General features: G+C 62.4%; 12 protein-coding genes and 1 tRNA gene. 5 read left to right on the top strand and 8 right to left on the bottom strand.

Annotated features, from left to right (window positions below; all coding sequences use genetic code 11):
• Nucleotides 1-52 precede the first annotated feature (52 nt).
• Together IVB45_RS21290 and IVB45_RS21295 are read left to right on the top strand one after the other, a co-directional pair.
• Nucleotides 53-700 (top strand): NYN domain-containing protein, encoded by a 648-nt coding sequence (locus IVB45_RS21290; protein ID WP_106944133.1) that lies wholly within the window; start codon nt 53-55, stop codon nt 698-700.
• The gene (locus IVB45_RS21295; protein WP_247361577.1) at nt 681-1,355 is read left to right on the top strand and encodes a uracil-DNA glycosylase; all 675 of its coding nucleotides are present in this window, start codon (nt 681-683) and stop codon (nt 1,353-1,355) included. Before IVB45_RS21290 ends, IVB45_RS21295 begins: the two co-directional genes overlap by 20 nt.
• Here IVB45_RS21295 and IVB45_RS21300 read toward each other — a convergent pair.
• From IVB45_RS21300 to dapA, 4 genes are read right to left on the bottom strand one after another with little or no spacing between them, the layout of a single operon-like run.
• Nucleotides 1,352-1,945, bottom strand: a complete 594-nt coding sequence (locus IVB45_RS21300) for a peroxiredoxin (RefSeq protein WP_247361579.1) — start codon at nt 1,943-1,945, stop codon at nt 1,352-1,354. The genes IVB45_RS21295 and IVB45_RS21300 overlap by 4 nt on opposite strands.
• Before the next feature lie 4 nt (nt 1,946-1,949).
• A complete protein-coding gene (gene smpB / locus IVB45_RS21305; RefSeq protein WP_247361581.1) occupies nt 1,950-2,423 on the bottom strand; it encodes an SsrA-binding protein SmpB in 474 nt (157 codons plus the stop codon).
• 59 nt (nt 2,424-2,482) lie between these two features.
• Nucleotides 2,483-2,926: a large conductance mechanosensitive channel protein MscL gene (gene mscL, locus IVB45_RS21310; RefSeq protein WP_155809647.1), complete on the bottom strand. Its 444-nt coding sequence runs from the start codon at nt 2,924-2,926 to the stop codon at nt 2,483-2,485.
• A 26-nt stretch (nt 2,927-2,952) separates the two neighbouring features.
• Nucleotides 2,953-3,843: a 4-hydroxy-tetrahydrodipicolinate synthase gene (dapA, locus tag IVB45_RS21315; protein ID WP_007603384.1), complete on the bottom strand. Its 891-nt coding sequence runs from the start codon at nt 3,841-3,843 to the stop codon at nt 2,953-2,955.
• Nucleotides 3,844-4,138: 295 nt separating this feature from the next.
• Here dapA and IVB45_RS21320 point away from each other — a divergent pair, with 295 nt between their 5' ends.
• Entirely contained in the window at nt 4,139-6,544 is a 2,406-nt protein-coding gene (locus IVB45_RS21320; RefSeq protein WP_247362752.1) for a lytic transglycosylase domain-containing protein, read from the top strand.
• A 538-nt stretch (nt 6,545-7,082) separates the two neighbouring features.
• Here the strand turns inward: IVB45_RS21320 and IVB45_RS21325 are convergent.
• The 3 genes from IVB45_RS21325 to IVB45_RS21335 all read right to left on the bottom strand — a co-directional run bounded on the left by IVB45_RS21325 (nt 7,083) and on the right by IVB45_RS21335 (nt 10,866).
• On the bottom strand, nt 7,083-8,657 hold the full coding sequence (locus tag IVB45_RS21325; RefSeq protein ID WP_027567295.1) for a porin: 1,575 nt from the start codon (nt 8,655-8,657) through the stop codon (nt 7,083-7,085).
• 234 nt (nt 8,658-8,891) lie between these two features.
• Nucleotides 8,892-10,388, bottom strand: a complete 1,497-nt coding sequence (locus tag IVB45_RS21330; protein WP_247361583.1) for a UDP-N-acetylglucosamine-peptide N-acetylglucosaminyltransferase — start codon at nt 10,386-10,388, stop codon at nt 8,892-8,894.
• Entirely contained in the window at nt 10,357-10,866 is a 510-nt protein-coding gene (locus tag IVB45_RS21335) for a tetratricopeptide repeat protein (protein ID WP_051462698.1), read from the bottom strand. The genes IVB45_RS21330 and IVB45_RS21335 overlap by 32 nt, the downstream gene beginning before the upstream one ends.
• Before the next feature lie 233 nt (nt 10,867-11,099).
• Here IVB45_RS21335 and IVB45_RS21340 point away from each other — a divergent pair, with 233 nt between their 5' ends.
• Together IVB45_RS21340 and IVB45_RS21345 are read left to right on the top strand one after the other, a co-directional pair.
• A complete protein-coding gene (locus tag IVB45_RS21340) occupies nt 11,100-11,837 on the top strand; it encodes a hypothetical protein (RefSeq protein WP_247361585.1) in 738 nt (245 codons plus the stop codon).
• 589 nt (nt 11,838-12,426) lie between these two features.
• Nucleotides 12,427-12,519 (top strand) — tRNA-Ser (locus IVB45_RS21345).
• Nucleotides 12,520-12,660: 141 nt separating this feature from the next.
• Here IVB45_RS21345 and IVB45_RS21350 read toward each other — a convergent pair.
• The gene (locus IVB45_RS21350; RefSeq protein ID WP_027567298.1) at nt 12,661-12,927 is read right to left on the bottom strand and encodes a hypothetical protein; all 267 of its coding nucleotides are present in this window, start codon (nt 12,925-12,927) and stop codon (nt 12,661-12,663) included.
• Nucleotides 12,928-14,012: the final 1,085 nt, after the last annotated feature.

A 14,012-nucleotide genomic window follows, 5' to 3' on the forward strand; every position in this document is an offset into this window, starting at 1 on the left:
TCGCCGCGCCAACAATAAACGATCAATCACGAACTCTACGCGAGCAAACTGAATGTCACCTTCCTCTTCCGACAAGATCGCGCTCTTCATCGATGGAGCCAATCTCTACGCGACGGCGAAAACTCTGGGCTTCGACATCGATTACAAGCGCCTGCTGAAGGAGTTTCAGAGTCGCGGGACGCTGCTGAGGGCGTTCTACTACACCGCCATCATCGAGGATCAGGAGTACTCCTCGATCCGCCCGCTGATCGACTGGCTCGACTACAACGGCTACACCGTCGTCACCAAGGCGACCAAGGAGTTCATCGACGCCTCCGGCCGCCGCAAGGTCAAGGGCAACATGGACATCGAGCTCGCCGTGAACGCCATGGAGCTCGCCGAGCACATCGATCAGATGGTGCTGTTCTCCGGTGACGGCGACTTCCGCTCCCTGGTCGAGGCCGTTCAGCGCCGCGGCGTGCGGGTCACCGTGATTTCCACGATCGCGAGCCAGCCGCCGATGATCGCCGACGAGCTGCGCCGGCAGGCCGACGTCTTCACCGACCTCGTCGAGCTGCAGTCCAAGCTCGGCCGCGACCCGTCCGAGCGCCCCGCCCCGCGTGACCGCGGCGACCGCGAGGCGCGCCACCACGCTCCGCAGTTCCTCCAGCGCGCGACCACGATGGCGCCGGCGAGGGGCGATGACGACTTCGAGGAGTGAGGCGACCCGGTCAAGCCGCCAGCCTCTCAGCCTCGTCCCCGACCGTGACTGTCCGCTCTGTCCGCGCCTGGTCGCCTTTCGCGAGGCGAACCGCGCGCGCGAGCCATTGTGGCACAATGCACCGGTTGCGCCTTTCGGCGACATCAAGGCGCGCCTGCTGATCGTCGGCCTCGCGCCGGGGATGCAGGGCGCCAACCGTACCGGCCGTCCCTTCACCGGCGATTATGCCGGCGACCTGCTCTACGCGACGCTGCTCGAATACGGCTTCGCCAAGGGCAAATATCAGGCGCGTCCCGACGACGGCCTGAAGCTGGTCGACTGTCGGATCGCCAATGCGGTGCATTGCGTGCCGCCGCAGAACAAGCCGCTGCCGGTCGAGATCAACACCTGCCGGCAGTTCCTCGCGGCGAATCTCGCAACGATGCCGAACCTGCGCGCGATCGTCGCCCTCGGGCGTATTGCGCACGACACCGTGCTCAAGCCGCTGAACCTGAAGGGATCACAGGCCCCCTTCGGCCACGGCGCCGTGCATCAGGCCGGCGCATTCAGGCTCTACGACAGCTATCACTGCTCCCGCTACAACACGAACACCCGCGTGCTGACGCCGGACATGTTCCGCTCCGTGTTCGCGAAGGTGAAGGCCGACCTCGACTAGTCCTTGGACGAGCCCGTGGCGGCATTGCCCTTCAGCCAGTCCAGGACATCGCCGGCGTTTCGGTCGGGCGGAAACACCGGATAGAACACATGCGTGATCCTGGCGTCGTCAACGATCAGCGCGAGGCGCTTGATCAGCGTCAGGCCCGCGACCTCCATGGTCGGCAAGTTCAGGGCGCGCGTAAGCGCCAGCTTGTCGTCCGAGAGCACCGGGAACGGCAGATGCAGCCGCGAGGCCATCTCGGTCTGGTACGCGTTGCTCTGGGTCGAGAGGCCGAACACCTGCGCGGCGCCGGCGGCCTTCAGTTCGGCGAACAGATCGCGAAATGCGCAAGTCTGCGGCGTGCAGCCGCGCGCGCCCGGGATCATGTCCCAATCGTCGACCAGCGCGATCTTGCCGGGCTCGCCGGTGCGCGGATAGGCGAACACCACGGTTCGGCCACGCAGCGCCGACAGCGCGACCGACGTGTCGTCAGTCGCGAGCAGGCTGACCGGCGGCAATGTCATGCCTTTCAGGTGCGCGGCACCACCGTCGTCCGCGGGTGCGGGAATCCGGCTCCAATCGACCTCGAGCAGGTTTCTCTGAGTCATCCCGCTATCCCCTCGCACGCATCAGGCGGCCCTTCTCCCGGCTCCAGTCGCGCTTCTTCTCGGACTCGCGCTTGTCGTGCAGCTTCTTGCCCTTTGCAACCGCTAGCTGCAATTTCGCGCGGCCACGCTCGTTGAAGTAAAGCTTGAGCGGGATCAGCGTCATGCCTTCGCGGTCGACCGCCCCCATCAGCTTGTTGATCTGCTTGCGATGCAGCAGCAGTTTTCGCGGCCGCTTGGGCTCGTGATTGAAGCGATTGCCCTGGAGATATTCCGGAATGGTGGCGTTGATCAGCCAGATCTCGCCGTTCTTGGAATCGGCGTAGGATTCCGCGATCGTGCTTTTGCCGCTGCGGATCGACTTGACCTCGGTGCCGGTCAACGCAATGCCGACCTCGATCGTATCCTCGATCGCATAGTTGAAGCGGGCCTTGCGATTTTCCGCCATGACCTTGATCGGACGTTCGTTCTTGTCGGCCATGGAAGACAAACCTGATCGAGATGCGCGAGGACGCTAACAGTTTGGATGAAGCGCGCGCGTCAAGACTTCTTGAGGAGATCGCGGATCTCGGTCAGCAGCTCGACCTCGGCCGACGGCTTTGGCGGAGCGGCAGGCTCTGCCTCGTCCTTGCGCTTCAGCTTGTTCATGGCACGGATCACCAGGAACAGCACGAAGGCAATGATGATGAAGTTGATCGTCAGCGTGAGGAAGTTGCCCCAAGCCAAGACGGCGCCCTGCTTTTTCGCGTCCGCGAGATTTGCCGCGGTGACCTTGCCCGAAAGCGGCGTGAAGTAGTTCGAGAAGTCGAGACCGCCGGTGGCCGCACCGATGATCGGCATGATCACGTCGCCGACCAGCGACGTCACGATGGCGCCGAAGGCCGCGCCGATGATGACGCCGACCGCGAGGTCGACGACGTTGCCCTTCATGGCGAACTCGCGGAACTCCGTGAGCATCCGCGTGCCTCTTTCCTCGATCGCCATGAAAAATTCCCCAATCGGCTAGCGCGTCAGTTGATGAGGCCAGCATGAACCATCGCGCTGCGCACGGCAACGCGGGTCGGTTCGGTGACCGGCACCATCGGCAGCCGCAGCGTCTCGTCGAGCTTGCCGAGCAGCGACAGCGCGTACTTGATCGGCGCCGGATTGCTCTCGATGAAGAGGTTGTTGTGCAGCGGCATCAGCTTGTCATGCAGCTTCAACGCGGTGGCATGGTCGCCCTTCGCCCAGGCGGCCTGGAACTCGGAGCACAGCCGCGGCGCGACGTTCGAGGTCACCGAGATACAACCATGGCCGCCATGCGCCATGTAACCGAGGATGGTCGCATCCTCGCCCGAGAGCTGGTTGAAGTCCTCGCCCATTGCCGCGCGCTGCTGCGAGACGCGGACCATGCTGGCCGTGGCGTCCTTGACGCCGGCGATGTTCTTGAGCTCCCAGAGCCGCGCCATGGTGTCGACCGACATGTCGATCACCGAGCGCGGCGGGATGTTGTAGATGATGATCGGAATCCCGATCGCGTCGTTGATCGCCTTGAAGTGCTGGTACATGCCTTCCTGGGTCGGCTTGTTGTAGTAGGGCGTCACGACCAGAACCGCATTGGCGCCCGCCTTCTCGGCGTGCTGGGCGAGCTCGATCGCCTCCTTGGTCGAGTTGGAGCCGGCGCCGGCGACGACAGGCACGCGGCCTTTCGCTTCCTCGATGCACCATTCGACGACCTTCTTGTGCTCGTCATGGCTCAGCGTCGGGCTCTCTCCGGTGGTGCCGACGGGAACCAGGCCATTGGTACCCTCTGAAATCTGCCAGTTGACCAGGGAGCGAAACGCCGCCTCGTCCAGCGAGCCGTTCTTGAACGGCGTGACCAAGGCGGTGAACGATCCCCGGAATTTTGTCTTGGCTGCCATGGACTTCCTCCGTACGCGGCAATCTTGAGCGCAGGCCGCATTCATATCGGGTCTATCCCGTCGGTAAAAGACCCGCTCCCGTCTGACGCACCGTTTAGGCCGCGATTTTGCCGCGGTGGTGGTGCAAACCGGGCGAAGGTAAGCGGCTGTTGGTAATTTGTCCGCATATTCAATCAAATACAGCCAGATCTTGTACAGCTAGGTCTTGAGCCAATTGACTGATTCGGGGCGACGAAACGCCGTGTCCTCATTTCCGCGCGCCGCATGGCGATCCACCGGCCTGATCGTGTGCCTGATGGCAGGGCTGTCGGCCGGCTGCGCCGCCTGGGCCAAATCCAATGAGACAACCGCGGAAACGGCCAAGGATACCGCGAAGGAAACCGCGAAACCCGCAGCCAAGCCAGCCGCCAAGGACACTGCGAAAGGTGCGTCCAAGGGAGCCGGCAAGGTAACTCCGAAGGACGCCGCCAAGGGGGCAAGCAAGGGCGCGACCAGTGCCCCCGCCAAGGATGCCGCGAAGAAGCCTGCCAAGGATGCGGGCAAGGATGCTGGCAAGAACGCAGACAAGGAACCTGCGAAGGACAAGCTGAAGCCTACGGCTGCCGCGCCAAAGTCAACGCCGACCGTTGGCGGCTCGGTCCCGAAGACCGCCCCCGCGCCGGCTGCGACGGCCATCGTCAGACCGACCGCCCCGGCCCCCGCCAAGCCCGTCGCGGCTCCTGTCCTGGCTCCTGCGACCCGCCAACATGCCGCCCCGCGCAAGCCGGTCACACCGGCTGCGGTTGCTGCGACCTCCTCGACGTCGCAAGCCGACAAGGACACGCTGGAGACCGTGATCGAGCTCGTGCGCAAGCGCAAGGCGGGCGACGCCACCAATGCCGCGGCCGCGATCTCGGATCCCGTCGCGCGAAAACTCGCGGAATGGATCATCCTGCGCAGCGAGGACAATGGCGCGACTGTGGAGCGCTACCGCGCCTTCCTCTCCGCCAATCCGAGCTGGCCGTCACAGACCTTCCTGCGCCGGCGACTGGAGGCCGCGATGTGGGACGACAGGCGCGACGACCAGGTCGCGTGGTCGTGGTTCGAGAACGAATCGCCCGTGTCCGCCAAGGGCCGCTTCACGCTCGCGAAGGCGATGCTGGCGCGCGGCGACCGCGCCAACGCCGAACGTCTGGTGCGCGATGCCTGGCGCAGCGACCCGATGTCGGAAGACACCGAGAACAACGCACTCGACCAGTTCGGCGCGCTGCTGACGCCCGGCGATCAGAAGGCGCGGATGGACACGCTGCTCTACGGCAGCGAGAACGAGGCTGCACTGCGTGCTGCGAAGCGCCTCGGCGCCGGCTATGTCGCACTCGCCAAGGCCCGCATCGCCTCGCTCAAGAAAGCGCCGAATGCCCGAGCGCTGCTCGAAGCCGTGCCGCGCGAGCTGCACGGCGATCCCGGCTTCATCTTCAGCAAGATCCAACTGCTGCGCCGTGATGAGAAATTTGCGGAAGCCGCCCAGCTCATGCTGTCGGCACCGAAGGATCCGGGCCGGCTCTACAATCTCGACGAATGGTGGATCGAGCGGCGCCTCCTGGCGCGCAAGATGATCGACACCGAGGAGTTCCGCAGCGCCTATCTGATCGCGCGCGATGCCGCCCTGCCCTCGCGCGACATCTACAAGACCGAGCAGGAGTTCACCGCCGGCTGGATCGCATTGCGCTTCCTCAACGATCCCGCGGCTGCCACCCAGCATTTTGGCCGAATCGGGACCGGCAGCGTCAATCCGACCACGCTGGCGCGCGCCGGCTATTGGCAGGGCCGCGCTGCGGAAGCTGCAGGCCGCCAGCAGGAGGCGCGCAACGCCTACGCGCGGGCAGCCGAGCAATCGACCAGCTATTACGGCCAGCTCGCACGCGCCAAGCTCGGCCTGCCGCAGATCGAGCTCAACGCTCAGCCGCGCAGCCGCGGTGCCGAACGGCTGGAGATCGTGCGCGCCGCGCAGCTGCTCTACGAGCTCGACGAGCGCGAGATGGCGATACCTGTTCTCGCCGACATGGGCGAGAACGGCGATCCCGAAGCGCTGGCCGGCCTCGGCGAGCTCACCCAGCGCCACAGCGACGCGCGCGGCATGCTGCTGCTCGGCAAGGCCGCGCTCAATCGCGGGCTGCCGTTCGATTTCTATGCCTATCCCATAAACGGCATTCCGCAGTTCACGCCGATCGGCCCCGAGGTCGAGCGCAGCATCATCTACGCCATCGCGCGGCAGGAGAGCGCCTTCAATCCCTCGGTCGTCTCGCCGGCCCAGGCCTATGGGCTGATGCAGGTGACGCCGGACGCCGCGCGCTATGTCTGCAAGCGGCACGGCGGGACCTACGATCTGGGACGTCTGAAGAACGATTCGGCCTACAACGCCACGCTCGGCTCGGCCGAGCTCGGTGGGCTGCTCGAGGACTATCGCGGCTCCTACATCATGACCTTCGCCGCCTACAATGCCGGCCGCGGCAGTGTGAAGAAGTGGGTCGATCGTTACGGCGATCCGCGCGATCCCAAGGTCGACGCGGTCGACTGGGTCGAGCTGATTCCGTTCTCCGAGACACGCAACTACGTGCAGCGGATCATGGAGAACCTTCAGGTCTACCGCGCCCGCTTCGGCGGTGGCACGCGGTTGCAGATCGAAGCCGATTTGCGCCGCGGCGCCGGCAGCGTGGAGTAGCGGCATCTTCCCTCGACTCGCTGCCGGGAAGCCCTTTGGTGGCGGCCGCCAATGTCGCCGGGACTTGAGCCACCGAAGAAGAACTGACGTGTGATCGTCAGCCGGGGCTTTCTCGACACGCGCCTCGTGAGTGCTAGAATCTTCGAGACTGCCAGAACCCTTGGAACTGCCAGAACCTTGTGGAGCTGCCAAGCTCTTCGGGCCTGCAGGGTCGTGGTCAGATCGGTGAGCTCTCCGTTGCCCTGCGGCTCCAAGAAGGCATCGATCCCTTCCGGCTGAACACCTGATAAGCGGGGGTTCGCAGGTCCGCGATGGTTCAACGACGGCCAGAACCCGCGCCTCGGTCGGGGCTGGCGTGCAGCGCAGAGATCCCCTCTCCCCGACGCAGCTTCGATCAGGTCACGACGAACGATCGAGCAATGGACAGCGACGCTCCAACGCGGTCGCCATGGGCGGAGGCAAAAACAAGCATCACCGGCAAAAGAAAAAGCCCCGGCGGTTTCCCGCCGGGGCTTTCTATCAGGTCGTTAGACCGAACTTACCAGTTGCGCTGAGCGCGGAGGAGCAGGGTAACGGTGTCCTGATCCTTCAGCTCGTAGGCTGCAAGCGGCTTGCCCGTCGTACCGGACGGAGTAACGGTGCCAATGACACCAGAATACTTCTGGTCGATACGGGTCCAGGCAACGTCAGCCGAGAACGTCAAGTTCTTGACCGGGGTCCAGCGGGTGATGAGACCCACCGAGCCGACGGCGAAGTCCGGGTTACAACCCGTCACACCGGCAATGCCGCCGAACACGCCACCAGCACCACCGGCGCCGCAGATCGTGGTCTTGGCCAAGGAACCGAACTGGGCCTGGGCGTAAGCACCGTAGATCGCGGTGTTCCAGTAGGGGTCCCAGTTGTGGGTGTACGCACCGCGGAAGCCCCAAGTCTTGACCGTTTCCTGCTGGCTGCCCGTGACGAACACGGTGTCCGGAGCATTGGCGAAGCCGACGCTCTGGTAGGCAACGCCGGAGCTGCCAAACATCGAGTAGCTGCTGCCCGCGAGGTTCTGGAAGTTGTAGCGGGTCGCACCGTCGGTGTAGACGCCCTGGATGTTGATCACGTCACCCGCACCGGTCGGGATGTTCTTGATCGACAGAGCGAGCTGAACCGCCCAACCCCACTTGTCATCGGGATGACCGGTGGGTTCGGTCGCGCCGTAGTAGGCAACGTGGTTGTCATGTGCAGCCACCGACGCCTGGAAGAGACCCCAGGCCTGGTCGACGCGGACCATACCAACGAGGTTCGGCGAACGCGTGCCGCCGATGGCGTTGGAGCCATACGAGCCACCAAGAATGCCAGCCGCAGACGCGCCGGTCATGTTCAGGTTGCCGGCGTCATAGTAGGCCGCCCTATCTTCAGCCGAGAACGCTGCCGTCACGCCCTGACCGAAGTCAGCGGTGTAGGAGAACTGGTTGACACCAGTGACCGTGCCGCTGCCGCCGACGAGACCGTCGTAGTTGTTGCCCGGGTAGTTGGTCCAGGGCGCGTCGAACTGCGACACGGCCTTACCCATCGTGAAGCCAGCGAACTGGATGAAGGCGTAGTACACGCCGAGCGAGCCGCCCGAGGTGCCGCCGTCGTTTCCGTTGATCGAGGAACCGACGAGAGCCGGGGCCGCACCCGAGGTGTTGAGGGCCAGCGTGCTGCTGTAGGCGGTCGTGCCGGTCGCGCTGCCGGTGCCGTTGTAGTTGCCGGTCGTCCAGGAGAACACGCCGTCGAAGAAGGTACGGACAACGCCGTACTCGGTCGCGGTGCGCGTGTCGATGTTGAGATCTTCACGAGCGCGCATGGTGTAGTAGTTCGTCAGACGGTTGCGGGCACCGTTATTGCCGGTGAACTGACCGCTGTAGTCCGAGTTGGTGTTCAGCGCGACTTCAGCGCGCAGATAACCACCCAGCTTGATGCAGGTGTCCGTGCCGGGGATGTAGTAGAAACCCGCACCGTACAGGGAGCAGATCTTCACGTATTCGACCGCTTTGGCCTTCACGGGGAGATCGGCTGCCTGCGCTCCGCCGACAGCGATCAGACCCGCTGCGGAACCGAGCAAAAGGCTCTTAACCAACTTCATGTTAAACCTCCAAGTTTGCCATAGGGAAGGTTCCGGATCCGCTGGGTGAAGACACCCTAAGGTTGGTTCCCTTGTCCCTTAAATTCACCGCTTAGTCGCTTCGCGCCTTCGGACACACCCGCTGAACGCGAGGGACTTAAGCGAACCACCTAAGACGGGACGACCTCGGGATGCCCCCCTCCGTCGCTCAGTCACAATTACCGAACGCCCTTGCACACACAACAACAGAACGCTTCAGAACGAGCCGATGGAGCGTGTTTTCCGGCAGGTGTTGCACAAATAACACGCAGATGTGATCGGGGCGACTTTGTAACGGCTTGAATTTGTTGGATTTTTTCGACGGGTTTCATTTGCCGTCAAAAGTTCCGGCACCGGCCCCTCACACCCGTGGAGACGCTCTGCTGTGGATCTGAGCCGGTCGAATCGTGGAATCAACCTAAGGACTCGGCGCGGGCCACCCCTTCGGGAACTGGCTGGCCTGACCATTAAGCGGCTGCGATCGTCATCCCCATCCGCGCGCTGGAACTTCGATATGATCCGGCGCCAAGCCGTCTGATATCGTTGATACATAGCCTCGAAAGCTGTCTCCAGCCGCTTGGCGTAGAGCGCGGCATCAAACAGTGATGCGGTCAGGTGGTTCCCTTGCAGCCGTCCGCGAATATCCGCCAGCTTCTGTTTATCAAGCGCCAGCTCGATCGCGAGTGCTTCATAATCCGCACGCGTTCGCGTGATCAGCTCAGGCAGGCCGACAGCGCTCAGCAAGCTTGCCGCCACGCGGCCGGCGAAACTGTTCCCGATGTGGGTCACCACCGGCAGACCAGCCCACAGCGCGTCGCTGGCCGTCGTATGTGCGTTGTAGGGCAGCGTATCCAGGAAGAGGTCGGCGAGGCGATGGCGCCCCAAATGTTCGGATGAAGACGCAACGCGCCTTGCAAACACCAGGCGATCCGGGTCGACGCCCCTGCCCTTGGCTTCCTTCCGCAGATTCGATTTTGCGATCTCGCCGACGTCGGACAGCCACAAGACCGACTGGTCCACGCTCTTCAAGATATTCATCCAGGAGCCAAAGACAGCCGGATTGATCTTGTAGGCGTTGTTGAAGCAGCAAAACACAGTCCATTCCTGCCGCAAATAGTGGTCGGCCCGATCGGGCGCAGCATCGTCGATTGTCCCGACGCGATTATCACGCGGCATGAAGCTGCCGGGCAAACGAACGACCTTCTCGTCGAAGAATTCGCTGTTTTGATCTGGCAGCACGATCGGATCGGCAATGATGTAGTCGACTAGCTCCCCGCTCCCCAACGTCCCCGCGAACCCAAGATAGTTGACGACGATCGGAGCCGGACTGGCCGCGAACAACGACAGCCTGGCATTGTGCGTATGGCCAGCAAGATCGACTAGAATATCGATCTGCGCATCGTCGATCGCTTTCAGGACTTCACCGTCGAGCTTGTGCTCGCAATCGACAAAGCGATGAAATGACTTTTCGAGCCGCTTGCGGAGATCGCTGTTGTCGTCAGGACCGATTGAAAACGCATACGTCTCGAAGCGGTCGGGATCGTGACTCTCGAATATCTCGGCGGTGAGGTACCCGACCGGATGCTTGCGAAAATCAGGCGAAACATATCCGACCCGGATCTTGTCGTGGCGACGGATTTCACCCCCCCTCTCGTTTTGGAGGCATGCGGGAGCTTTGCCCTCACCAACTCCTGGCGCAGCTGAGCTGATCATCGGGAGAATCCGTCAGGGACAGCAAAGCAAAGGGAGAGCTATTGGCCTTCCCGAGCCGTATTGCTGCCGTCAACCGGCCGATCTCTTCGTCCAGATTGTCCCAATTGCACAGGTTCATCTTCGCAAGGAGACGCAAACCCTCGATGCCCTCCAGGTCGGGCCTGATCGACACCGCCTTGTCGAAGGCGATGAAGGCTTCGTCATGGCGCCCGAGCTCGGTAAAGACGTTGCCACGGCCAATCCAGGCCCCCTCGATGTCGGCCTTGATCGCGAGCGCCTTGTCATACGCGGCAAGAGCCTCCTCGTAGCGCTTGAGCCCCCACGCAACATTGCCGCGACCAAGCCACGCCTCGGCGAGATCAGGCTTGATCGACAGCGCCCGGTCGTACGCAGCGAGTGCATCGTCACGGCGCTTGAGCTCGGTGAGAACATTGCCGCGGCCAAGCCAGGCTTCCGCCAGATCAGGGCGGATCGACAACGCCTGTCATAGGCAGCCAACGCCTCGTCAAGGCGCTTGAGATCGAAGGACACGTTGCCCCGACCAAGCCACGCGTTCTCCAGGTCGGACTTGATCGAGAGCGCCCTGTCATAGGCTGTCGAGGCTTCGTCGTAGCGCTTCAGGCTCCAGAAAACATGCCCCCGGGCAACCCACGCGCTCTCGAGGTCGGGCTTGATCGAGATCGCCTTGTCGTACGCAGCCAGCGCCTCGTCGTGGCGCTTGAGATCGGTGAGAACTTCACCTCGGCCAACCCATGCACTCGGGACATCCGGCCTGGCCGACAGCGCCTGGTCGTACGTGGCAAATGCGTCGTCGTACCGCCTGAGATTCCGGAGTGCGTTGCCTCGACCAAGCCATGCAGTCTCCAGGTCAGGCCTGATCGACAACGCCTTGTCGTAGGCGACGAGAGCATCCTCGAAACGTCTGAGCTTTTCAAGGCAGCCGCCCTTGCTTGCGTAGGCATCGGCAAAGTTCGGATTGTAGAATGTCGCCTTGTCGAATTGCTCAATCGCTTCGCCATAGCTTCTCGCGAACTCGGCCAGGATCGTACCTCTGTTGTGATACGAAAGGGAATTGCGCGGATTCACCGCCAATGCGCGCGTGAAATAGGCCAGGGCTTCCTGAGGCCGATTCAGCGCTTTGAGCGCATATCCATAATTGCTGAGGGCCTCGTCGCTGCTTCCGTTCAGGGCCACGGCCGCCCTGAGATGCATCTCGGCCTCCGCAAATCGACCTTGTACGAGCTTCACCACGCCCAGGAGATGTTCGACTTCGAAGATGTTCCTGGCGGATTTTGCGATCTGCTGCAGTATTCTTTCCGCTTTGACCAAATCATGGGCGTGAAAGGCTTCGACAGCACGTCGAAATTTGGTCTGCAGTTCACCCGCCAAGTCCATTCCTCCCTCGGGACGTCGGTCAATCATACCATCGGTCCCGACATTGCAAGATGAGACCGTAGCGGCATGAGAACGTAGCGGCGTAGCCCGGCAGCCCTTCCCCGCTTTGGTCTCGAGGGCGCGGTTCCAACCGAAAGAGCAATCGCGCCAAGACAGGCTCTCCTTGATTGCGGCGACCTCCGGCGCGACGGGGTAGCCCCTCAGCCGGCGAGCGAGTTATCCCGACTAATAGTAAGAGCGCCCTTCCCGCAGCCTGACACGGGACCCCGTCGGCCGATCTGAGGGCAATCACCGCTCCATAGCTTGTGGCGAATGGCGGAGAGAGACAATCAAATCAATCACTTGCAACTGAATCACTTGATAGAGGCGGTCGGCGACGAAGGCAATCGTCCCACGCGCGGGCCATCCGATCCAATTTGAAAGCAAAATCAATCGTTTATGTGGATGAAGGGAGCCTTTGTCCGCGCCAGAACCGCTCTAAATACGGGCGCCAGAACCTCCAGCTTTGTGTCCGTTATCGCGGCGTTACGTTCTCGCGCGGAGAGCAAACCGCTTGGTTTCGGAATTCGCTGGGAATATTCGAGCAAAAACACACGCTTCCAAATTGACCAGCCCGAGTAATTAGATGCATAAGGCTCGCACCGGAGAGGTGGCCGAGTGGCTGAAGGCAACGCTTTGCTAAAGCGTCATACGGTCTCAAGCTGTATCGAGGGTTCGAATCCCTCCCTCTCCGCCACCCCGCCGCGGAATCCGAGATCTGTGCGTTCCTTCACCTGACACGCGACGGTGGCCTCATGCCGCTCCGAATCCGGTTGGCGGACCACGAGGGAACCTGATTCAGCACAAATCAGGTGAAACCAAGAACGAGATTCTCCGCTCAGTGGGCGGCGACCCACGCCCTCGCCTCGCGCTGCGCGGCCGAGATGTCCGCGTCCGACATCTGCCCGGCAACTTCCTGGCGCAGCGTCACGGCGTCCTTGCGGCCCTTCAGCGCGGCGAGGTTGAACCATTTGTGCGCGGCGACGAGATCGACGAGACCGGAGCGTCCGCTCGCCCAATACAGGCCGCGCTCGAACAGCACGTCCGACAGCGCGCCTGCGTCGATCGGCGTCGCGGTCTCCAGATCAAAAGTACCCTGAAACATAACGCATCCCCTTTTTTCTTATGCCGCCTCGTCCCCCGAGCGCGGCTCCCGTCCAATCAACTGTTCAACTCATCCCCGAGGCTTGTTGCCCGTGCCGTTTGCCGGCTTGTTGGAGGTAATGTGGCGGGCAAATTTGAATGGCAGTTTAAGTATCGCGATGAAGCAGACGTAAACGCGCCCGCCCCAGGCGCGCACGACAAATGCAAGAAGTCCCGGTTTTGCAGGCACTTCTGCAATTCGTCAGATTCGGTTTACCTTGGGATTTTGGGAGAACGATAACCATCGCGCACGGTGACGGGCGTGCAGTGATGTCCCCTCCGCTCTCGTCACCGGTATTCCAGAGACAGCAATGGTCCCACGAGAAGCTGCGGCGTACTGGATCCCGGTCGGAGCCGGGCGATGACACCGCGAATGAGAAGCGGCGCGCGAACAGCGTGCAATTGCGCCGCAGCCTCCCTGTTCAAGCAGGGCGCGCCTATGAAGAAACATATGGCGGGAAGCTCGACTGCGGCCATCTCTCGATATGCCCGCCTGCGGCGGCCCTCAGGATGAGGGACGAGTATGCGGCAACATCAACGCAGATGGATGCAGCTGAGGCTCATCCCGAGGAGGCCGCGAAGCAGTCGTCTCGAAGGACGAGGCGCTCGCTCAGGCATCGCTGAGACGTCATATGCGATAGCCCTGCCTGCTCAAGGCAGCACAGCCACGCCGCGATCAGATCAACAATGTGGGATATGGGAATGCCGGCAATACCCCGGCCTCATGAGAACGAGGGCGTCGGCGAACACGTCAGGACCAGCTTCCACGTTGGCCCGAAGGCCACTTGTGAAATTGCGGAGCCCCTTACGGAGAACCGCACGAACGAAGAAAACTTGTTTCTTCTGCCGGACCGGCCTTTGGCGAGCGAACCCGCGAAAGAGAACGATCCGACCGTTGACCTGATGTCTCGCCGACACCCTCTATCGTCGACCAGAACCTTCGAGAAGGCGCTGATGACGTGCCGGCTCTCTAGGAGCCGGCAACTTCAAAAAGCGAAGTTACTTCTTCTTGGCGACCTTGCGGGTCTTCTTCGCAGTCTTCTTCAC

Source organism: Bradyrhizobium sp. 4 (assembly GCF_023100905.1).
Lineage (GTDB): Bacteria > Pseudomonadota > Alphaproteobacteria > Rhizobiales > Xanthobacteraceae > Bradyrhizobium.